We start from the raw sequence: 20,019 nt of genomic DNA, 5'->3' as shown, positions 1-20,019 counted from the left end.
GCCGGGCAGCACTGACATACCCGCCCACCGCAGATACAGCCGACCCACTGGGCGCTGACGAGCGAGGAATACCGCTCACATCGAATGACGCTCCCCTCCAACTGGTGCCTCGCAGTGGACGCGGCTCGGCGCGAGGCGTATGCGAACGACCTCGACGCCGAGCGCTCGCTCGTTGCCATGACGGCGAAGACGAACCGCAGCAAGGCCGATAAGGACCCGCGCACCTGGCTGCCGCCGCTGGCCGACGCCCGCTGTACGTATGCTGCGGACTGGGTGGCGACGAAGCTGCGCTGGCGGCTGACCGTTGACCAGCCCGAGGCCGGAGCCCTGACCGAGGTTGCCGAGACGTGCGGCGAGCAGCCGATCGAGTACGAACCCGCACCAGACGAGTAGGGGCTACCTCGCGCAGCGCCCCCTCCCGCTTCGGCGGGGAGAGCGCATTCGTCACGCCGCTTCGTACCCCGTCCGGACATGTGCTGGTCGACCGTGGCTACGACCCAGACAGATGTGGCGCCGTTGCGTTACAGCCCCTCTGTTAGGCGCAGGATGAGTGGGGGTACGGAGCCCCTGGGCAGGGCCAACACAAGCTCGCGAAAGTGCCCCGGCCTACCCGTGCCTCGGCACCCCCGGCGAGGACCTGACCGGCGGCGCCGACGCCAGGGCAGCGACGGTCCTGTACGGCGCCGCAGACGGCTCCGGAATCACCGGCTCCGGCGCCCTGTTCCTCGAGCAGAACAACGCGTACGTCCCCAACACCAACGAGAAGAACGACCAGTTCGGCTCGGACGTCCACCTCGACGACCTCAACGGTGACGGCCTGGGCGAGAACGGCTCCAACGGCGCGCTCTACCCGGTCCGCGTGAACGCCGACGGCACCGTCGCCTCCTCCTCCGGCATCTGCACCTCCACCCTCGGCATCTCCACCACCGGCACCCCACGCCTGGGCGCCGACTTCACCGACCGACACGGCCCCGCACCACGAACCGGCCGGACCCGCGCACCTGTCGCGGGTCCGGCCTCCTCCTCTCACGAAAGCCCGACATCATGCGTGAGCGCGCCACCGCGACCACCGTCGCGCTCACGGCGGCGGCAACACCAGCGGTGTACCCGGCCGCGCCGAGAAGAACGACGCCTTCAGATCCGTACTCGCGTCCGGCGACCTGAACAACGACAAATACACCCACCTCGTCATCAGGACCTGCCGCGAGGAGGTTCGTCACCGACCACAACGCGTCCGGGGGCGTTGTCACTGCGAGGTGGTATCCATCCGGCATGAACATTGATCAAGCTGACCCTGCCGAACTGGCGGCGCTCCGTGCGGCCTTCGGCGTCGATGACGGTGAGGAGTCGGCTCTTGGCTGGGAGGCAGTCCATGCCTTCGAGGCCGAACACGGCGTCGTGCTGCCCGAGCCGTATCGGACCTTCGTCGCTGAGATAACGGACGGTTCGTACTCCGGGCCGCCAGAATACGGACTGTTGCCGGTGGCCGAGCTGCCCAACGACTGGGGCGATGACGAGCAGGAACGCGACCTGAGTAAGCCGTTCCCGCTCGCGGCGCCATGGATGTGGGAGGAAGACTCGGACCAGGCCGAGGATGCCGACGAGATCCTTGAGCAGGTCTACAACCACGGCTCGATCGTGCTCGGCACCGACGGATGCGCGATGAACTGGCATCTCATCGTGACCGGACCTCACCGAGGACACATCTGGCTGATCACTGACGTCGGCGCCGTCCCCTTCGGCGAGCAATTCGGGTACACCACCGCTGAACCTGGCTTCGCCGGCTGGGTCCACCACTGGGCCGCGAACAAACCCTGGCATGACACACCGTGACACTCCGCGAGTCGTCGAAACCACCCGGCGGGCCCGGTAGCGCCGGGCGCTGTCGGCGGAACCAAGCGTGGGGCTGCGACCCAAACCGCGCCGGCAGACAGGCCACAGCTCGCCCTGCTCCGGGCCCAGGGCATGCCCGCCAAGGCGGACGGCCTGGCGTCCGCGCTGGAGCATCACTGGTGTGACATACCGTCATGGAGGGGGAACTCTCGATAGCCCCCCGCGGTGACGCCGATGGCATTGCCGCGCTCGCGAGCGGATTCGTGGCCTTCGAAGGTGCGGGTTCGGTGGTACTCGCGCCCCATACCGGACACCGCTGCCCGCACGGTGAATACGGCGCTGCGTGGCGAGGGCGAGCACAGCGGGGACCGGTCAGCGCGGGGCGCCGGTCGCAGGGGTACGGCCCGTCGATCGGCATGCCCGCGGGGCAGCCGAAGGTGGTCGGTCAGCAGTCGTGGCAGGGCAGTCGACCGGGGTTGTCCCCGTGTGCGCTGCGGTCGGGTGGCTCGGACTGCGCCGCCTGGCGGAGGTGCTCGGCGAGTGTCGCGGTTGCTGTCGAGGTGGCGCGGTCCGTGACGCCCCAGGCCAGCAAGTGGTGGCGGCGGGCCCACCGCTCCTGGAGTTCGCATACCTCCAGGCTCTGGCGAGGGTCAATGGCCCGGCGCGGGACGACGGCGAGTCCGGCGCCGGCGGCGGCCAGGGAGATGAGGACACCGAGGTCGGTGACGGTGGTGCGGTGGCGCACCACGGGGGCGTGGGGTTCCAGGTGCTTTTCGATCCAGCGGCGCAGCGAGGAGTCGGCGTCGAGGCCGACGAGTGGGTGTTCGGCGGCCTCGCGGTAGGTGAGCGCGGTACGCCCGGCGAGGATTCCTCCGGCCTGCCCGATGACGACGAGGGGGTCGTCGCCGAGGGGCTCCGTGCGCAATCCGCAGCCGCCGGCCTCGTCGTCCAGGACGACGCCCAGGTCCGCCTCGCCGTCGGCGAGTTTCCGCTCGGTCTGCGGGGTGCGGCTCTCGGACGCGGTGACGTCGGTGTCCGGGTGGGCGCGGAGGAATGAGATCAGGGCCTGCGGTACGAGCCGGTGCATCGCGGAGCCACCGCCGAGCAGGATCAGCGGCGCGGCCGGGGGCCGGGTATAGCTCGCGACGGCGCTTTCGAGTCGAGCGGTCCGGTCGAGGACGTCGCGCGCGTGGCGGGCCAGGGTCGTGCCCGCCGGGGTGGGCCGTACGCCTCGGCGTCCGCGGATCAGCAGGGCCACTCCGGCGTGGTGTTCCAGCGAGCGCACGCGGGCGCTCGCCGAGGGCAGGCTCAAGTGCATGCGGCGGGCGCCCGCGGTGATCGATCCCTCCGTGACGATGTGGAGGAACAGTCGCAAGTCGTCCAGGTCGTAGCGCATCGGATCAGGCTAAGGCCCAGCCTGAGGCAGGGTGCGGTGATTCCGCATTGTGAAAGAACGTTCCCACGGGTGACGCTCGGCAGATGACCGAGCTAGCCCTTGTCCTGCTGACCGGCATCGCCGCCGGAGTCCTGAACTCCGTCGGAGGCGGAGGAACCTTCGTGGCGCTGCCCGCACTCGTCGCCGTCGGCTTGCCGCCGGTGACGGCGAGCGCGGTCGCCCGGATAGCCCTCGTACCCGGCGCCGTGACCGGCGCCTGGGTGTACCGGAGCGAACTCGCCCCGGTGGGGGGCGCGTCCGCCACAGCGTTGACCGCGACCAGTGTGGCCGGCAGCGGGGTCGGCGCCCTCCTGCTGCTCGTCCTGCCCGCCTCGTCGTTCGAGTCCGCGTCGCCGTGGCTGCTCGCCTTCGCCACCGTGGTCCTCGCCCTCGGCCGCCACCTGTCCCGCGTGCTGGGCCGGGTGCTGGACCGCTCCGCCGGCATGAGTACGCGGGCCGTACTGATCGGCCAGTTCCTCATCGCCGTGTACGGCGGATACTTCGGCGGAGCCGTAGGCATTCTGATGGTGGCCCTGTGGAGCATCGGCCTCGGCCTCGATGCCGCGGCCGGCAACCCGATGCGGATCACCCAACTCGCGGCCGTCTTCCTCACCTCGGGCGTGCTGTTCCTGTTCACCTCGGACGCACTGCGCGCCCCCCTGCTCCTGGCCGCCCTGCTGGTCGGCGCGACCGCCGGCGGCTTCGCCGGCGCCCACCTGGCTCGCCGTCTTCCCGCCCGGCTGCTGCGTGGCGCCCTCCTGGCGACGGCCACGGTGACGACCGTCCTGTACTTCCTGCGCGGCTGACCATGCAGGGAAACCACGCTTGATCATCCCCATCGTCGAGAGCTAAGGCTGACCGACATGATCGAAGGCGGCTCGGGAGCCACTGCCCCGTACACCGATCCTGCGCGAGCGAGGCTGGTGATGGCCTACCAGGCATGCGAACCAGCCGACCTTGCCCGTGCACTTGTCCCGATCGGCGAACACCAGCTGAACACCGACGGCACCAACCGTTCGCCGGTCACCCTGCTGACCGACGCCGCCCGAGTGGTCACAGCCGCACAGCGGTACTTCGAAGCCGCGAGCGTGTTCGAGCCGACAGGCGGTGCCGACCGGCAGGTCATCGGCGATGTCCTGGAGGTGTCTGCGCGTACCGCACAGGTGCGCTTCGCAATCGCCGAAACGCCTTCCGGGAACTGCTCTCCCCCGAAAGGGGTCCAGCCGCGGGTGAGGCGGGGCCGTTGCGCGCCTACATGGCCAGGGAACCGCGTTGGAAGTGGCCCTCGATCTCGACGACTGGGTCCTGCGCCAGCACTGGTCTCGGCCACCGGGGCGGCCGTGTCCGCGTCGACCCCGAGGGTCGAAGTGGCCGGCGCCGTCAGGATCCTCATTCCACGAACCGGACGCGGGAGGCCGAGAACCCGGCCTGCCATCGTCCTCGCGGATCGCGCCTACTCTTCCCGCGCAATTCGCGGACACCTCCGCCGACGCGGCATCCGCGCCGTCATCCCGCAGCCTGCTGACCAGATCGGTCACCGCCTGGGAAGAGGCCGCGCCGGAGGTCGCCCGCCCGGCTTCGTTCGACGGCGACGGGCCGACGGTCGACTCCTCTCACGCCGACGCAGCCAACCGTTCCGCCGCCGGCTTTGCCGCCGCGACAGGGCAGGCGTGGGCGTGTCGAGGCACTGGGTGCCGTGGCCCGGGTCCTCGGAGCCACACCGGCCCAGGTGGCACTCGCCTGGGTGCTGGCACAGGGGGCGGCCGCGATCCCGCGTTCCGGATCACCGACCACGTTCGGGAGAACCGCGGCGCAGTGGACCTCCACCTTCCCACCGAGGCGCTCGACGCCCTCGACGAGGCGTTCCCACCGCCCAGCGGGCCCACGCCCCTGGAGATACTCTGAAGGAGTGGACAGGATGGCGCGCCCCCCACTCGTCGTCGGAATGGGGGGTTCGCTGCGCACCCCATCGACCAGCCTCACCGCACTGTGTGTGGCGGCCGAGGGGGCCGCCGAGGCGGGCGCCGAAACCCAGGTGATCGACCTCAAGCGGCTGGATCTTCCGTTCTACATCTCCGAGCACGGGATCCCACCGTCCGCTCGCCAGTTTGCGGACACCGTGCAGTCCGCCGACGCCCTGCTGTGGAGCAGCCCGACGTACCACGGGTCGGTCAGCGGCGCGTTCAAGAACGCGGTGGACTGGCTCGCCCTCCTGGCCGACCGCGACCCGCCCTACCTGAGCAACACACCCGTGGGGATGCTGGCGACCGCCGGTGGAGTGCAGGGCCTGCAGGCGATCAATGCGATGGAGTTCATCGTCCGGTCGCTGCGCGGCTGGGCGGTGCCGCTGGTGTTCGCGGTCCCGCGGTCCTCCCGGGTCTTCGATGGCGACGGACGCCTCACCGACCAGGCGGTCGCGGACCAATTGCGCGGCCTCGGCGCGGAGGTGACCAGGGCGGCCCTGCAGTTCCAGGCGGAGGGCACGTGTGACTACGCCCAGGAGCGGCCGTCCGGGGCCGGCCTGGAGTGAACTGGCCCTGCCACACAGGGGCGCCGGAGGTCGCACTCCCTCAGGGCCCGGTCCGCCCCGCGGACCGCCGGGGCTCGCCGCGCGCGCCGGAGCGCCCGGGCGGGAAGTGCGGCAGCACGTGCTCGGCCAGTTCGTCGATCACTTCGGCGACCGGGCGGCGGCTGTGCTTGAAGTTAATCATCAGCTGGTCGATGCCGATGTCCTGCCAGGCCTGCATCATCGCGAGGAACGACACGCGGCCCACCGAGAAGCCCTGGTGGATGCGCCGGGGCAGCGCCAGCGGGTCCTCGGCCAGGTCCAGATAGGTGGCCTGGGCGTACGGCTTGAACCCACCGCCGTCACTGCGGGTCAGCTCCCGCCACCGCTCGATGTTCTCGGCCTGCTGCTGGAGCGGCGGGGTGTAGTACAGCCAGCCGTCCGTGTTGCCGGCGATCCACCGGACGTCCTGCCTGCCGTGTCCCGTCATCAGTACGGGGATCCGCCGGTACACCGGCTTGGGCAGCAGATCGGTGCCGCGCATCTGGCCGAGCGGCGACTCCACGTGCGGGAAACGGTGCTCGAGGACCGCACGGAAGTACTCCAGCGACTGGCGGAACCTCTCGGCCCGGCCGCCCAGGTCCTCACCGACGGCCGGGAACTCCACGGGCCGGTCACCGGTGGCCACCCCGAGCAGGAGCCGTCCGCCTGACAGCTGGTCCACCGAGGCGGCCGCCTTGGCGGTGTGCAATGGATGCCGCAGCGGTATGACGATGCTGGCGGTCCCCAGTGTGATCGAGGTGGTGCGGGCGGTGAGCTGTCCCAGGTACACCCATGGGTCGAAGACCTGCCCGGCGTCCCCGAAGCTCGGGTCCAGCAGCGGCACGTCACGGACCCACACCGAGGCGAAGCCGGCCCGCTCGGCCTGCTGGATCCGCTCGATGTGCCCGGCCAGGGACGGCACGGGCCCGTCGAAACCCTCCAGGGGCGTGATGGCGCCCACGGTCATCCTGCCGCCGGGATACGCCCTGGCCATGGCCGCGTGCTCGGAGAACGGCCGCTGCGCGCCGCCTTCGACGTCCACGGGTGCGCCGCCTGAGGGAACTGTCGGTTGTGTCATGCGATCCTCCGGCGATTTCATGCAGTGGCCGGGTCCCCATCCATGCGCAGTGTGACCACACCAGGCCTGCTGCTGCCTTTCCGAGCTCTGTTGCTGCTTCCTTCAGTGTGTCGTTGATGAAGTCTTCTACGCCACCGAGCAGGGTGTCCTTGCCGGCTATTGATCAGAAACTCAAATGGCTCTCTTCGAGGGTGTAGCGGACGTGGGGGCCGCCGAAGTAGCCGCGGACGATGGCTGGCGTTGGCGGCGGTGGAAGAACCTGCGTGTCTCGGTTCGAGCCGTTCGCGCGGACGGATCAGCGACGGTGGGGCGGGGCGAACTGCCCGTGCGGTGGCTGCTGGCCGAATGGCCCGCCACCGAGCCCGAACCGGTGCAGTTCTGGCCGTCCGGCCTGCCCGCCGACACCCCTCTGGCCACCCTCGTGCGCACCGCGAAACTGCGCTGGCGCATCGAGCACGACTATCGCGAGAGGAAACAGGTCCTGGGCCTGACCCACTTCGAAGGCCGCACCTGGCGGGGCCGGCACCACCACGTCACCCTCGTCTCCGTCGCACACGCCTTCTGCACCCTCCAGCGCATCACCCGCTCCCCAAGAGAGACGGCGCCGGCCTGAGCCTCTACCGAGTTGCCCGCGAACTGCAGTCACTCCTCGCACTCTGGACCGGCGCCTGCCCCACCTGTCACCGCACCACCGCCCTAAGGTGTGTGGGCGGTTTACGACGTTCACCGGAGCGCGTGCCGGACTCGATGGCGGGGGCCAGGAAGGTGTGCGAGAGCCAGAAGCCGAGGAGGGCGATCAGGACGACGACCCAGGTGCGCACGTGACCACGACCCGGGACCGCCACGTGCCCGGACATCCGCGCGGGTGAGCACGCCTGGCCGGTGGTTTGTGCCACGAGCGGCCGGGGTACTCGACCCACCGTGCGGGGCAGCCCACAGGAATGCAGACCGTCACGGCTCGACGACTGCGGGGCACCCGGCGTCCCACATCCCTCCTGCGAGGCCTCCGATGAGCCGTCTCTTCTCGCCGCTCACCCTCCGCGGCACGACCTTCCCAAACCGGGCCTGGGTGGCCCCCATGTGCCAGTACAGCTCGGTCGACGGCTATCCACAGGACTGGCATCTGGTCCATCTCGGCTCCCTGGCACGCGGCGGGTCCGGCCTGGTCATGCAGGAGGCCACGGCAGTGGAACCTGAGGGCCGGATCACCCCTTCCGACGCCGGCATCTGGGATGACGGGCAGGCCGCCGCGTACAAGCGGATTACCGACTTCGTCCACGGGCAGGGAGCCATTGCCGGCATCCAGATCTCCCATGCCGGCCGCAAGGCGTCGACGGCACCGCCCTGGGAGGGTGACGTGTACGTCGAACCGGAGGCCGGAGGATGGCAGACGGTCGCACCGTCACCGCTGCCGTTCGGCGACTGGCCAGCCCCGCGGGAGCTCGGCGCGAACGACATCCGCGCTCTGGTCCGGGCCTTCGGCGAGGCCGCCGCGCGGGCGCTGTCCGCCGGCTTCGAGGTCCTGGAGATCCACGCCGCACACGGCTATCTGCTGCACCAGTTCCTGTCACCACTGTCCAACCACCGCAGCGACGAGTACGGAGGCGATCTCGACGGGCGCAGCCGTTTCCTCGTCCAGGTCACCGACGCCGTACGGGCGCAGTGGCCGGAGGACCGCCCGCTGTTCGTTCGCTTCTCGGCCACGGACTGGGCCGACGGCGGCTGGACCCCGGAGGAGACGGTCGAGCTGTCGCGGCACCTGGTGGCCCACGGCATCGATCTGGTCGACATCACCAGCGGCGGGCTCGTCCACAACGCCCGTATCGAAGTGGAGCCCGGCTACCAGGTGCCCTTCGCCCGAACCGTCCGCGAGGGCGCGGCCCTACCCGTCTCCGCGGTCGGCCTGATCACCGCACCGGAGCAGGCCGACCAGATCCTCGTGGACCGCTCGGCCGACGCGATCATGCTCGCGCGCGAACTGCTGCGCAACCCGACCTGGCCGCTCCGCGCGGCCCACGTGCTCGGTGACGACATCCCGTGGCCCAAGCAGTACCAGCGTGGCCGCCCACGTCATCGCTGAGGCCGTCGTCGCCCGAGCACCCGCGAATTCGGCGCAAGACAATCAGGTTTCCTCCGTTATGAGCGATCAGCGCACCAATGCCGCTTTTCCCGCACCCCAGGGCGAGTCGATGCGGGCGCTACTCGCGGCCGACCGTGTGGGCACGCTGCAGCAGATATCCGCCCTTAGCCGTGAGTTCAAAGGGATCGTCGAGGCGAACGCACTGGTGGCCATTGACGACGAGCACGACCCGGAAGGGGCGAGCACGGCCTTCGAGCGGGCGCACGTCGCCGCCCTGCTGTCCCAGGCGCGCGAGCATCTGAACGATCTCGATCGCGCCCTGGAACGGTTGGAGAGTGGCGACTACGGGCGCTGCGCGCAATGCGGTGAGCCGATCCCGACGGAGCGCCTCGAAGTTCGCCCGGCGGCGAAAACCTGCGTGCGCTGCGCGTCCGTAGCTCGTTGAAGGGTGCACGGTTGAGGGCGCGACATGTCGTCCTGCCCCAACTCGGCGTGCGGGTAGATGCCGAGTTCCTCCGCCGGCGGCCGTTCACCATCTGACCTTCGTCCGGCTTGATCAGGAGAAGACACGGCCTGGCTCATCGGATAGCGCCGACCTGTGCCGTTCGGAAACTCGTCGCTGCTGGTCAAGCCGCGTATCTGTACTCGCTGATCACGCCGCCGAGCACTTGGGTGCGCAGGAGCCGGTGAGCACCCGGAGCGGTCATGGGCGCCGGGTGCTCGTGGGCGAGAGGCGGGAGTTGCCCCCGGGCCTGGTGCGGGCGATGACCGTTGTAGTGCCGGGCATAGGCATCAAGGACCTGCCGGGCCTGGGTCTCGTTCCATATCAGCAGGTGGTCGAGGACCTCGCGTCTCAGGGTTCCGATGACTCGTTCGCAGTGCGCGTTCATCCGAGGAGTCCGCGGTGCGGTCCGCACGACCTCGATGTCGTCGGCTGCGAAGACCGCGTCGAAGGAATCGGTGTACTTCGCGTCCCGGTCGCGGAGCAGGAAGCGCAGCGAGTCGACCCGTGCACCCAACTCGACGGCGAGGTTGCTCGCCTGCTGCACCGTCCAAGATCCGGAGGGATGGGCGGTCACGCCGGCGATGTGCAGTCGGCGTGTGCCGTGATCGAGGAAGACCAGCGCGCACACGCGGCGCAGGTCGAACAGGTCGATGTGCAGGAAGTCGCAGGCGATGACGCCCTCGGTCTGCGCGGTCAGGAACTCTCGCCACGTCGGGCCGCTGCGGCGTGGGGCTGGATCGATGCCCGCTGCGGTGAGGATCTCCCAGACCGTCGTCGAGCCAACCGGGTGTCCGAGCCGGACGAGCTCCCCTTGGATCCGTCGGCAGCCCCAGCGCGGATTCTCCTTCGCGAGCCGCAACACCAGAGCCTTCACCGCGCTCGCGGTCAACGGTCTCCCGGGCCTGCTCCGTGGGCTTGCTGTAGTCCCACTTCTTAGCGATCAGCCTGCGGTGCCATGCGAGCAGCGTCGCGGGCATCACCGGAAAGACTCGTGCCCACCGGCGCCGGGGAATCAGCCAGGACAGTGCCGCGAACCACAGCCGATCCGCCGGCTCGTACCGCACCGGGCCCGTGAGCTTGTGCAGCCTCGGGACGGGCACCGCGGCCCCGATGTGATGACCGGCCGCGAGTGCCCGCAATTCAACGATGGTCCGACCGCCGTCCGCTTGCAGGATCGCGGCATCCGGCATGCAGTGGATGTGAACCCTCAGGGCCGACCACTCCCGGCGCAACGCAGCCCTCGCCACCGAGAAGCCTGGCCAGCCCTGCGCCGGGCGGTTGATCGGCGACAGACGCGCGCGAGCCGGACTATCCCACTTTGTCGAGAGGAGCGGGCAATGCGGACCAGCATCCTCCAGGACGAACGCATGAGCCTCATCTACTACCCGGCAAATGGCTGGACCGTTGTAGAGGTCAACGGAGAGGTCGAGCTCTGCAACGCACCTAGGATCCGCGAAGCAGTCATCGAACTCCTCAACGAGGGCCACCGCCACTTCGTCCTGGACCTGCGCCCCGCCCCGTTCCTGGACTCCATGGGACTAGGCATGATCGTGGCGATCACCAAGCGCATCCGTGACCACGATGGCTCCCTGTGCCTCACCTGCATTGACGAGCACATCCTCAAGGTCTTCAGAACCTGCGACCTGCGCAAGGCCTACGCGTTCCACGACTCGGTGGACCAGGCCACACGACAGGCCCCACAACGCGGCGCCTTGACTGGCTGGCCCCATCGCTTCTCCACCTGAGCCGAACCCGGCTTCGACCTCAGACCTCCGTAACCGCACCAGTGCCGGGCGGCGGTGATCGCGTCACGCTGTCCCACACTGCGGGCGCCTGCGGCTCCGGCGTGGCCGAAGCGTCGTTGAGCGGGCCGACCCGGCGGTGCGCTACGTCGAACAGATCCGCGTCCTGGGTGGGTGGGCGAACTCGCGGGGCTGCCCGAGCCGGCCGACGGCGCCGGGCCCGTCATCGCCGCACACGCCGGGCACTTTCGTACGGTGGCCTGCCAGGGGTTCGGCCGAAGGGCGCCGCAGTGCCCCGAGTCCCTCTGCGACAGCTCAAGGCCGGCGGTGCGTGCACGGCCTCGTCCTCACCATAATCACTCAAGCAAAAGGAAGTTCCGATATGACCACGATGATGCGTGCCGTTGCCTCCCGTGAGCCTCTGCCGGTGACCGACGACCGGTCTCTCCTCGACGTCGAGCTGCCCGTGCCCGAGCCCGGCCCCCGGGACCTCCTCGTCCGGGTCGAGGCCATCGCCGTCAACCCGGTCGACTACAAGATCCGCCAGAACGAAAGCCCGAACGGCGGCGAACGGGTGCTGGGCTGGGACGTCGCGGGCACGGTCGTGGCGACAGGGGCCCAGGTGAGGTGGTTCAAACCGGGTGACGAGGTCTTCTATGCCGGGGCCATCGACCGGCCGGGCGCCAATTCCGAGTACCACGCGGTCGATGAACGCCTCGTCGCCCTGAAGCCGACGACGCTGACCTTCACGGAGGCGGCGGCTCTGCCGCTGACCTCCCTCACCGCGTGGGAGGGTCTTTTCGAGCGGCTCGGACTGCACCACGACCTGCTCGACGAGACGGGTTCCCTGCTGGTGACGGCGGCCGCCGGCGGCGTCGGAGCCATGGTCAGCCAACTGGCCAACGCCCTCACCGGCCTGACGGTGATCGGGACCGCCTCCCGACCGGAGACCGTCGACTTCGCCCGCCGGATGGGCGCCCACCACATCGTGGACCACCACCGGCCGTTGGTGCCACAGCTCGCGGAGGTGGCCCCGAACGGCATCGGCCATGTCTTCAGCACCACAGGAACCGAGCGCAACCTGGCCGCGTACGCCGAGGTGCTCGACCCGCTCGGAAAGATTGTCGCGATCGACGACTTCGAGGCTCTGCCCATCGGTCTGCTGAAGCCGAAGAGCATCAGCTTCCACTGGGAGTTCATGTTCACCCGGTCCCTGTTCCAGAGCGCCGACATGGACCGGCAGCGCAAGATCCTCACCCAGGTTGCTCGCCTGGTGGACGCCGGCATTCTGGTCAGCACCGCCACGAGGGACCTGGGCCCCGTCAACGCGTCGAATCTGCGCGAGGCCCACAGGATCATGGAATCAGGGACCGCCATCGGCAAGATCACGCTCACGGGCTTCTGACGGCGTGTGCTCCCGTCGCCGCAAGTAACGGGCCTGCCTCCAACGTGTCGGCGGAGGCAGACAAGCGCACAGTCGATGTCCGCCGTTCACAGCTCCCCGTGAGGCCCCGTTTTTGCCGTCCCTCACGGCCGCGCCGTCCGCCCGGCGTCCAGCCACAACCGTCTGAACGGCCGACCGCACCGCTCACGGCGTGGCGACCGCGTGGCGGGGCGACCGGCCTGCCAGGGAGCACAGGTCACGACAGCGACTTCCCTGCGGCTTTCTCCTGCCGGGGAGGGGCGCCGACCGCCTCCCGAAGCCGCCGCACGTCGTGGTGCGCGGCGGCCAGGCGCCTCAGCTCGTCCAGGCCGTGGTTGCAGCACAGTCAGCTGTCCTCGAACCGTTTGGTGGCGCACGGCGGGCACTGCGCCGTCTGCAGGTGGTCCGTCTCCTCCGGATAGAGCGCGGTGCTGAACGTGTCGGCCATCACCTCGACGTCCGGGCGTCGGGTGAGGCACTCCTCGCACATGACGTTCGTGTCGGTGCTCATCGGCGGGCCTCCTTGGCGGCGGTGCGGATGAGGGCCAGGACCTCGCCCTGCGTCCTGCCGGGGATGTCGTTCCACTTGGCGTAGGCCCTCCGCTCCCGAACGTGTCCCCAGCCGCCAGCTAGCAGAGTGAGAGATCACGATTGGATCCGTGATCGTTTCGGACCGGTGAATGTGGCTGGTTGGGCGGTGTTTCTGTTTGATCGTGTTCGTGTTGGAGACGGTCGGGTGGAGGGCGGGTTCGGGTGCGTCGGGAGTGGGAGCCGGACTGATCGCGGAGTGGACGCTGCTGGACTGCGATTGGGAGCTGGTGGGGAACAAGACGGGAGCGACCCGTCTGGGCTTCGGCCTGATGCTGAAGTTCTTTGAGCTGGAGGGCCGGTTCCCGCGGCACGTGGGTGAGCTGCCCAAGGCTGCGGTGGGCGTTGTCACATTGATGGTGGGGTGGCCGGCCGATGGAGTTTTGGGGCGTGCCGGGGTGTGGTTTCGGTGCTCGTTCAGGTCGCGGTGTTCAGGCCGATGTTCTCGGTGACGTGGTCCCAGATGGTGAAGCGGATGGTCATTTCGAGGCGGTGTCCGGCGGCGGTGTAAAGATGTCGCCGGGTGCGGAAGTGGGGTGAGATGCCGCTGAACGCGGACAGGAACCGCTGCGCTCCGCCTACGGAGCGGAAGCCTTTCATCGCGCGTTCGCGTTGCCTGGTGGTCTGGTGGCTGTTCTCGGCCCGGTTGTTCAGTCCCTTGTGCGAGCGGTGCTCGACCGACGGCATGACCGCGCGGTGGGCCGCTCCGTAGGAACGCAGCTTGTCCGTGACGACCACCCGCGGCACCGTACGGGTCTTCGTCATCAGGCGGCGGAAGAAACGCCTGGCCGCGGCCTTGTCGCGGCGGTTCTGCACGAGGATGTCGAGGACGTTGCCGTCCTGGTCGACGGCGCGCCACAGGTACTTCAGCTCGCCGTTGATCTTGATGAAGACCTCGGCGGTGCAGCCCGTGCGCGTAGGCCTGCCCGAACTTCCCAGACCACCGCCGGACCGTCTTGTAGGAGACGATGACGCCGCGCTGGAGCATCAGCTCCTCCACCTCGCGGTAAGACAGCGGGAACCGGAAGTACAGCCACACGCAGTGCGCGATCACCTCGACCGGGTACCGGTGACCCCTGTACGACGGCCGCACAGACGACACCAACGATCCCCTCCACAGCGTGACCAACCCGAAGATCATCCCACCCAGTCAGCCAACGTGACAGCGCCGGACGCAGGCCTGGACGGGCGAGGGCTCCTGGGGAGCGGGCGCTGCTGCGTCGGTCATCCCTCAAAGCTGACAACGCGCGGACCTGCCCAGATGGAGATGACGTGCTTGGCCAGGAGCGTGGCACGCAGCGTTAGTGCGATGGCACGCGGGCATAGAGGGTCCCGGCGTGCATACGTTGGGTGGCAGCCCTACGTTGGGAAAGTTGAGGTCGCAAAGCCACCGAAATGACCGCCGCCACTTCCACGGCCGAGTCGCCCTGGATCAGCAGAGGAGATCGTCATGGCAAGCAGCAACCGCGCCGTCGTCTTCCAGAACCCGAAAGACATGCGCGTCGAGTCTCTCGACTTCCCGAAGCTTCAGATGCCGAACGGGAAAAAGGCCCCGCATGGCGTCATCCTCAGACTCGTCGCCACCAACATCTGCGGTAGCGACCTGCACATCTACCGCGGGTCCTTCCCGGTGCCCCAGGGCATGGTGATGGGGCACGAGATGACCGGGGAGGTCATCGAGGTCGGCCCCGACGTCGAGTTCCTCAGTGAGGGCGACCTCGTCTCCGTCCCGTTCAACGTCGCCTGCGGCCGATGCCGCAACTGCAGGGCGCGCCGGACCGACGTCTGCGAGACCACGAACCCCAAGGTGGCCTGCGGAGCGTACGGCTTCAACCTGGGCGACTGGACCGGCGGCCAGGCCGAGTACCTGTTCGTCCCGTACGCCGACTTCCAGCTCCTGCGCTTCCCGGACAGGGACCAGGCCATGGCGAAGATCCGTGACCTGGCGCTGCTCTCGGACATCCTGCCCACCGCGTTCCACGGTCTCATGGAGGCCGGTGCCAAGCCGGGCTCGACCGTGTACATCGCTGGCGCCGGCCCGGTCGGACGCTGCGGCGCAGCAGCGGCGCGCCTCCTCGGGGCGTCCTGCATCATCGTCGGCGACTACAACAAGGACCGCCTGGAGCTGGTTGAGAAGAACGGCTGCGAGACGATCGACCTGAGCCAGGACGCACCGCTCACGGACCAGATCGAGGCCATCCTGGGCGAACGCATGGTCGACTGCGCAGTCGACTACGTCGGCACCGAAGCACACGGCATCGGCCGCGAGGCCGAGGACATGGACCCGGCCTACGCCATCAACCAGGTGATCGACGCCACCCGCGCGGGCGGAGCCACCGGAGTCATCGGCGTCTACGGCCCCGACCCGCTCGCGAAGTCGAAGGCCGAGCAAGAGGGAACGTACCCGATCGACTTCGGCAAGGCCTGGATCAAGTCGCCGCGGATCTCCGCCGGGCAGGCACCGATCATGCACTACAACCGCGAGCTGATGATGGCGATCCTGTGGGACCGCATGCCCTACTTGAGCGCCATGCTCAACACGAAGGTGATCAGCCTCGACGACGCCCCCGACGCCTACGCGACCTTCGACACGGGAGTGTCCATCAAGTTCATCATCGACCCCCACGGCCTCATTCCCGCCTGAGGCCCGCCCTCCCCGGCCTTGCCGACACATCGGTCGGCGAAAGGCCCGGGAAGATCCCTGCGGCGTACGCTGGGACAGGACGCCGTGAGACCCGCCGCAACGAGATTGAGCGCGGTGCGGAAGTCCATGCAGTCGCGGGTGCAGGACAGACGTCTGCGGACGCACATCGGCCAGGTCGCGAGCCTCGACGATGCTGTCACTGCCCTCAACCCGACCCAGAAGATCAACGGGAAGACGATCATCCGCGTCCAGTGAGGCGTGGGACTTGGCAGCAGCGGTTCGGCTGCGTTCCGGGCCTGGCGACTAGTACGTCGCGATCGGGCTGCTCCATCGCGGCGAATCGGTGAACACGCTGCAGGCCAAAGGCGTTTGGTGCAAATTCAGCCTCGATGGCCCGTCGTCGAGCGGGCTCACATCCGGACGGACCGGGTGGACAGAACCAATCTCCGAATGTCTGCGTGTCAACTCAACTGATCACAGAACACCGGGCGGGACCAGGCACTGGGTCTCGACCCGGTCGGCGAGGCTGCGGTCAGCGCCGTCGACGGGACCAGCCAGTTCCGATACCTGCAACATGCAAGGCCAACAGACCCAGACCAAGCAGCATGACGTTCACCGAGGCGAAAACCTCGTTGGTCGCAACATCGGCAGCGTTGATCAGGAAAGCGATGAAGAACAGCACGGCCGCAGCTATACCCAACATGGCAACTCCTTTTTCGTAGTTGCAACACGTGTGCCCCCACATACGAGAAGCAGACCCAGCCGGACCGAAGACCACGGGAGCGGATGTCCAGGACCTCTCCGGGACGTCCGTCGCCCCCGGCATCTTGGCAGGCTGATGGTCAACTGGTGGCGGGCGAACGCTGACGAAGGTCCCAGTACCGATGGCTGACGCCCGCTGAGGTACTGCCGCCTCGCGTCGGGGCAGCCGAAGCTCGGGGGTGATCCCAGGGCGATGGATATGCGATGCGCAAAAGGCCCGCACACCATTGGGGCGCGGCCAAAAGAAAGAGAGGGGCATTAGCCACAATGTGGTGAGCGCCCCTTCAAGTATGAGCAGAGGTTAGCGCCGCTGCTCAGAGCAGGGTTGAACCACATCATCCGCGCTGCCTGGGCCAAGGTCGACTGGGCAAATTTTCAGCGGCAGGCGGCGGCAATACGTGCCGCACTCTGGAGGTTCTCGGTTCTGGTTCCCCGGGCTCTCTCTCCCGAGCAGGGCCGGGTGGGTCGCACGGTGGTTCAGCGGTGACAGCGCCTCGGTCAGTCTCGTCGTTGCATGACCCGCATTTGTTGGTTCCTCATCCTGAAGGGAAGGGTGAGACATCACTCGCCTGGCACATGACGGATCTACTCGTGCGGGTCGTCCTTGGCGGCCGAGCCGAAGTGGCAGCCGTCAGCCTTCTGATCCGGCGTATCGAACGCCAACGGCCATCCGCGCACTGGACAAAGACCAGGACAATGAATCGTTGCTGCAGAGGGTCGGCGCTTGTGATGGAACCTATTTCTGCAGGAAGGACTGCAGCATGGCCGTCACTTCCTGCGGCTTCTCCTCGGTCACCCAGTGACCCGAACCCTTCAGGACCCGGCCGTCGACGTTCACGGCGTACTCACGCCATTGGTCGGCGATTTTGCCACCGAACGATGCCTGGCCTCCGATCGCCAGGATGGGCATCTTCAGTTTGCCTTCGGCCAGGAACTTCTTGTTCTGCTGAACGTCTTCGCGGAGCTGGCGGTACATACTCATCCAGGCCTTCGTGTGGCCCGGCTCCTTCAGGTAGTGGGCGTAGAAGTCGTAGTCAGCCGGCGTGAACGCGGACTTGTTGACCAAAAGCTCCTCGATGAAGCCCTGGACAAAGACGCGCTCGTGACCGGAGATGAGCTGCTCGGCGAGAGGCAACTGGAACAGGCCGAAGTGCCACATCGACGGGGTCTGCGGGTTAGCCTCCAGAGCCGGGAAGCGGTACAGGCTGTCGTCCGGGATGGGAGCTTCCATCACGGCCATGCTGCGCACCTCCGACGGCCACTGGGCCGCGTAGGCGTAGCTGACCCACAGACCGACGTCGTGCCCGACGACCTGAACGCCGTCGTTCAGCTTCAGCTGCTTCAGCAGCTCATGCACGTCACTGGCCATCTGCGCCTTCTGGTAACCGCTCTTGGTGACTTCAGAGTTGCCGGCACCGCGGAGGTCGACGGCAATCACGGTGTGGTTCTTGGAGAGCGGTCCCATCTGGTGCCGCCATTCGACCCATGACTGTGGGAACCCGTGGATCAGCACGACCGGTGAACCTCTGCCGCCTCGCAGGTAGTGCATGCGGAAGCCGTTTACGTCCGCGTACTTGGACTGAAAGCCGGGGGGCGGTTCCGCCTGCGGGTACGGCGACGGAGACTGCACTGTCGCCTCATTATGCCCGCGACTATCGCTCCATGCTCCGGCACTCGCGGTGGCGGATACCACCAGGACAGCCACCAGCGCCGCGACGAGTACGGTGAGCGTGTTGGTCCTTCTTATTCGGGAACCCATGATTCACCTGCCTGAAGTGATTCACCTACCGCGCGTCATTTTATTCCGTCACAGGTCACCAGCACATGTGCTTATGGTGAAGCGACCCACCGAATCTGGGGCTGATGCACACACCGACGAACTCGCTCCGCACGTCCTCAATCTCCCCCAGAAGCAGCGTGAACTCTGTCCGCGCCCGTGCGGCACAAGACCCCGAGAGTCAGGAAAACTTCCAGCAGCAATAGCAATAGTGCGGGCAAAACGAAAAATTGCCCGCCCTCCTGGCTGTAGACGCTGCCGGAGACAGAGCTAAACGTTGGCCCCCCACCATCATGTGCACAGCACGCGGGGATACGCCATTGGGCGGACAGCCAGGGTGTGACTCGTCCGCGCCGACACGGGCCAGCAGTCACCAGCCGCACGAATGTTGGCGTCCAGCGCCACCATCAAGTCAGGTCGACAGTCGGCACCGGCTCGGCGGTCTCCTCCAGACCCTCGCCCGTCATCTTCCGCGACGACCAGTTTCCGTTCCCCCATTCCTGCCCGCTACACTCCCCACGCCCAAGCCGTTGACCAGCGCGAATGAAGAAGTACGGCTGGAGTAGCAAAAAGCCCTCGCCCCGTGCGGCGAACCTGATGCCCCACGGTCGTCCAGGCGGTCTGTCAGGCCGTCGTCGCGCCCCCGGTGCAATTGGGTGTGAAGTTGGTGGCGACACCTTGAGCGGCGGTCCGGCTTGATCGATCTGGAAAGCCCGCGAGGCCCGTTCAACACGGCGGCCAGGCCGACGCAGCCTGCCGATCAGGTCGATGAGGTGGCAGGGGCACGGGAGTGCCGTCTCCGGCGAGTTGCTGCCAGGCCTGCGCCACCTTGCGCAGGATCGACGGCCCCCCTGGTCGGGGAACTCCCCGGGCTCCGTACCGGCTCATCGCTGCGTCCTGGGCGCTCTATGCTGCGGCCAGCGCCATCCGACGTGGCCGCAGTCTGGGTGGGTGGAAAGGAAGCCTCTTGGCAACGTCAGGTCCTCGGCCCAACGACTACACGGCCGCAGTACGTGAGCTTGAGCCCTACCTGGGGCCGGAACTTCCTTTGTACCTGCAACCGTTGGCAACGGCCTTCGGCGACACCGTCGGCCGGATGCCTCGTCCAAGGCCGGACTGCATCAAGCGCAACAGGCGTGGCGGCAGATGGCGGCTGCGGAGCAGCAGTTGCCGCAGCTGCTGGCAGATATCTCCAGAGCTTCCCTGGCTGCCGATCCGCTCATGATCTACAGCAGTATGTACGTTCTCAACGCGATGAGCCGGGCGATGCTACCGGCCAGACTGGTGTTCGGCAGTGACGCGCTGATGGAGTTCTACGGAGGCCTGGTTACGGCAATGCCGCCGGACGACGTTCTCGCCCGGCTGGGGACCGATCGCCATCCGCAGGCCCTGTTCGACGTGGATTCGCTGCTGCGCAAGTACGGGAAAGCCGAATCTCTGGCGTACCAGGCCAAAATGCTGCGCGACGGCACCGCAGACCGGCAGACGAACGTCCTGCACATGCTGCAACTAGAGATCTTTAAGGGTGTGGGTTACGCGGGGGGTCGTGACGGCTGCCGTGGGCCGCGCTATGCCAGAGGGATGAGGTATCCCGATGGCGGAGG

At 67.9% G+C, this 20,019-nt stretch carries 17 protein-coding genes and 4 pseudogenes; 12 read left to right on the top strand and 9 right to left on the bottom strand.

All coding sequences use genetic code 11. From position 1 onward, the window contains the following. Positions 1–84 precede the first annotated feature (84 nt). Positions 85–393, top strand: coding sequence for a hypothetical protein (locus ACFYP5_RS38275; RefSeq protein ID WP_389044600.1), 309 nt, complete (start codon positions 85–87; stop codon positions 391–393). A 560-nt stretch (positions 394–953) separates the two neighbouring features. On the opposite strand, the gene ACFYP5_RS38270 is transcribed toward ACFYP5_RS38275, so the two are convergent. Continuing rightward, entirely contained in the window at positions 954–1,280 is a 327-nt protein-coding gene (locus ACFYP5_RS38270) for a hypothetical protein (RefSeq protein ID WP_389044597.1), read from the bottom strand. Here ACFYP5_RS38270 and ACFYP5_RS38265 point away from each other — a divergent pair. Beyond that, complete coding sequence (locus tag ACFYP5_RS38265; RefSeq protein ID WP_389044596.1) at positions 1,273–1,833, top strand: SMI1/KNR4 family protein; 561 nt, start codon at positions 1,273–1,275, stop codon at positions 1,831–1,833. The genes ACFYP5_RS38270 and ACFYP5_RS38265 overlap by 8 nt on opposite strands. Before the next feature lie 445 nt (positions 1,834–2,278). On the opposite strand, the gene ACFYP5_RS38260 is transcribed toward ACFYP5_RS38265, so the two are convergent. Beyond that, positions 2,279–3,229, bottom strand: a complete 951-nt coding sequence (locus ACFYP5_RS38260; protein ID WP_389044594.1) for a LysR substrate-binding domain-containing protein — start codon at positions 3,227–3,229, stop codon at positions 2,279–2,281. Positions 3,230–3,312: 83 nt separating this feature from the next. Here ACFYP5_RS38260 and ACFYP5_RS38255 point away from each other — a divergent pair, with 83 nt between their 5' ends. The 3 genes and pseudogenes from ACFYP5_RS38255 to ACFYP5_RS38245 all read left to right on the top strand — a co-directional run bounded on the left by ACFYP5_RS38255 (position 3,313) and on the right by ACFYP5_RS38245 (position 5,798). Further along, positions 3,313–4,074 carry a sulfite exporter TauE/SafE family protein gene (locus ACFYP5_RS38255; RefSeq protein WP_389044591.1) on the top strand — a complete coding sequence of 254 codons (762 nt, stop codon included), beginning with the start codon at positions 3,313–3,315 and terminating at the stop codon, positions 4,072–4,074. A 594-nt stretch (positions 4,075–4,668) separates the two neighbouring features. Further along, positions 4,669–4,818 (top strand): annotated as a pseudogene (locus ACFYP5_RS38250) (IS5/IS1182 family transposase); the annotation flags it as partial. 368 nt (positions 4,819–5,186) lie between these two features. Then, positions 5,187–5,798 carry an NADPH-dependent FMN reductase gene (locus tag ACFYP5_RS38245; RefSeq protein WP_389044590.1) on the top strand — a complete coding sequence of 204 codons (612 nt, stop codon included), beginning with the start codon at positions 5,187–5,189 and terminating at the stop codon, positions 5,796–5,798. 40 nt (positions 5,799–5,838) lie between these two features. Here ACFYP5_RS38245 and ACFYP5_RS38240 read toward each other — a convergent pair whose 3' ends face one another. Further along, positions 5,839–6,894, bottom strand: coding sequence for an LLM class oxidoreductase (locus ACFYP5_RS38240; RefSeq protein WP_389044587.1), 1,056 nt, complete (start codon positions 6,892–6,894; stop codon positions 5,839–5,841). A gap of 316 nt (positions 6,895–7,210) precedes the next feature. Here ACFYP5_RS38240 and ACFYP5_RS38235 point away from each other — a divergent pair. Next, positions 7,211–7,507, top strand: a pseudogene (locus tag ACFYP5_RS38235) (transposase); the annotation flags it as partial. A 67-nt stretch (positions 7,508–7,574) separates the two neighbouring features. Here ACFYP5_RS38235 and ACFYP5_RS38230 read toward each other — a convergent pair. Next, positions 7,575–7,790: a hypothetical protein gene (locus ACFYP5_RS38230; RefSeq protein ID WP_389044604.1), complete on the bottom strand. Its 216-nt coding sequence runs from the start codon at positions 7,788–7,790 to the stop codon at positions 7,575–7,577. A 113-nt stretch (positions 7,791–7,903) separates the two neighbouring features. Here ACFYP5_RS38230 and ACFYP5_RS38225 point away from each other — a divergent pair, with 113 nt between their 5' ends. Together ACFYP5_RS38225 and ACFYP5_RS38220 are read left to right on the top strand one after the other, a co-directional pair. Continuing rightward, positions 7,904–8,974 carry an NADH:flavin oxidoreductase/NADH oxidase gene (locus ACFYP5_RS38225; RefSeq protein ID WP_389044584.1) on the top strand — a complete coding sequence of 357 codons (1,071 nt, stop codon included), beginning with the start codon at positions 7,904–7,906 and terminating at the stop codon, positions 8,972–8,974. A gap of 58 nt (positions 8,975–9,032) precedes the next feature. After that, positions 9,033–9,419: a TraR/DksA family transcriptional regulator gene (locus ACFYP5_RS38220; protein WP_389044602.1), complete on the top strand. Its 387-nt coding sequence runs from the start codon at positions 9,033–9,035 to the stop codon at positions 9,417–9,419. A gap of 181 nt (positions 9,420–9,600) precedes the next feature. On the opposite strand, the pseudogene ACFYP5_RS38215 reads toward ACFYP5_RS38220, so the two are convergent. Further along, positions 9,601–10,591, bottom strand: a pseudogene (locus ACFYP5_RS38215) (integrase core domain-containing protein). Between the two features lie 225 nt (positions 10,592–10,816). On the opposite strand from ACFYP5_RS38215, the gene ACFYP5_RS38210 reads away from it, so the two are divergent. After that, positions 10,817–11,224, top strand: coding sequence for an STAS domain-containing protein (locus ACFYP5_RS38210; protein ID WP_389044580.1), 408 nt, complete (start codon positions 10,817–10,819; stop codon positions 11,222–11,224). Positions 11,225–11,603: 379 nt separating this feature from the next. Further along, positions 11,604–12,626, top strand: coding sequence for a zinc-binding alcohol dehydrogenase family protein (locus ACFYP5_RS38205; protein WP_389044578.1), 1,023 nt, complete (start codon positions 11,604–11,606; stop codon positions 12,624–12,626). Between the two features lie 364 nt (positions 12,627–12,990). Here the strand turns inward: ACFYP5_RS38205 and ACFYP5_RS38200 are convergent, their stop codons facing one another. Continuing rightward, the gene (locus ACFYP5_RS38200; protein WP_389044576.1) at positions 12,991–13,155 is read right to left on the bottom strand and encodes a hypothetical protein; all 165 of its coding nucleotides are present in this window, start codon (positions 13,153–13,155) and stop codon (positions 12,991–12,993) included. A 494-nt stretch (positions 13,156–13,649) separates the two neighbouring features. Then, positions 13,650–14,373 (bottom strand): annotated as a pseudogene (locus ACFYP5_RS38195) (IS6 family transposase). A gap of 309 nt (positions 14,374–14,682) precedes the next feature. Between ACFYP5_RS38195 and ACFYP5_RS38190 the strand changes: the two are divergent. Further along, positions 14,683–15,876, top strand: a complete 1,194-nt coding sequence (locus ACFYP5_RS38190) for an alcohol dehydrogenase catalytic domain-containing protein (RefSeq protein WP_389044573.1) — start codon at positions 14,683–14,685, stop codon at positions 15,874–15,876. 532 nt (positions 15,877–16,408) lie between these two features. Here the strand turns inward: ACFYP5_RS38190 and ACFYP5_RS38185 are convergent. Both ACFYP5_RS38185 and ACFYP5_RS38180 read right to left on the bottom strand, forming a co-directional pair. Then, complete coding sequence (locus tag ACFYP5_RS38185; RefSeq protein WP_389044571.1) at positions 16,409–16,579, bottom strand: hypothetical protein; 171 nt, start codon at positions 16,577–16,579, stop codon at positions 16,409–16,411. 795 nt (positions 16,580–17,374) lie between these two features. Continuing rightward, positions 17,375–18,397, bottom strand: a complete 1,023-nt coding sequence (locus ACFYP5_RS38180; protein WP_389044569.1) for an alpha/beta fold hydrolase — start codon at positions 18,395–18,397, stop codon at positions 17,375–17,377. 1,164 nt (positions 18,398–19,561) lie between these two features. Between ACFYP5_RS38180 and ACFYP5_RS38175 the strand changes: the two genes are divergently transcribed. Next, on the top strand, positions 19,562–20,019 hold a 458-nt coding region (locus tag ACFYP5_RS38175), incomplete at its 3' end, for a hypothetical protein (RefSeq protein WP_389044567.1).

Origin of the sequence: Streptomyces sp. NPDC005262 (assembly GCF_042872425.1) — a bacterium.
In the GTDB taxonomy this organism is placed as follows: Bacteria; Actinomycetota; Actinomycetes; order Streptomycetales; family Streptomycetaceae; genus Streptomyces.
The sequence above is the reverse complement of the archived record's forward strand: the minus strand, read 5'-3'. Positions and strand labels throughout refer to the sequence as shown.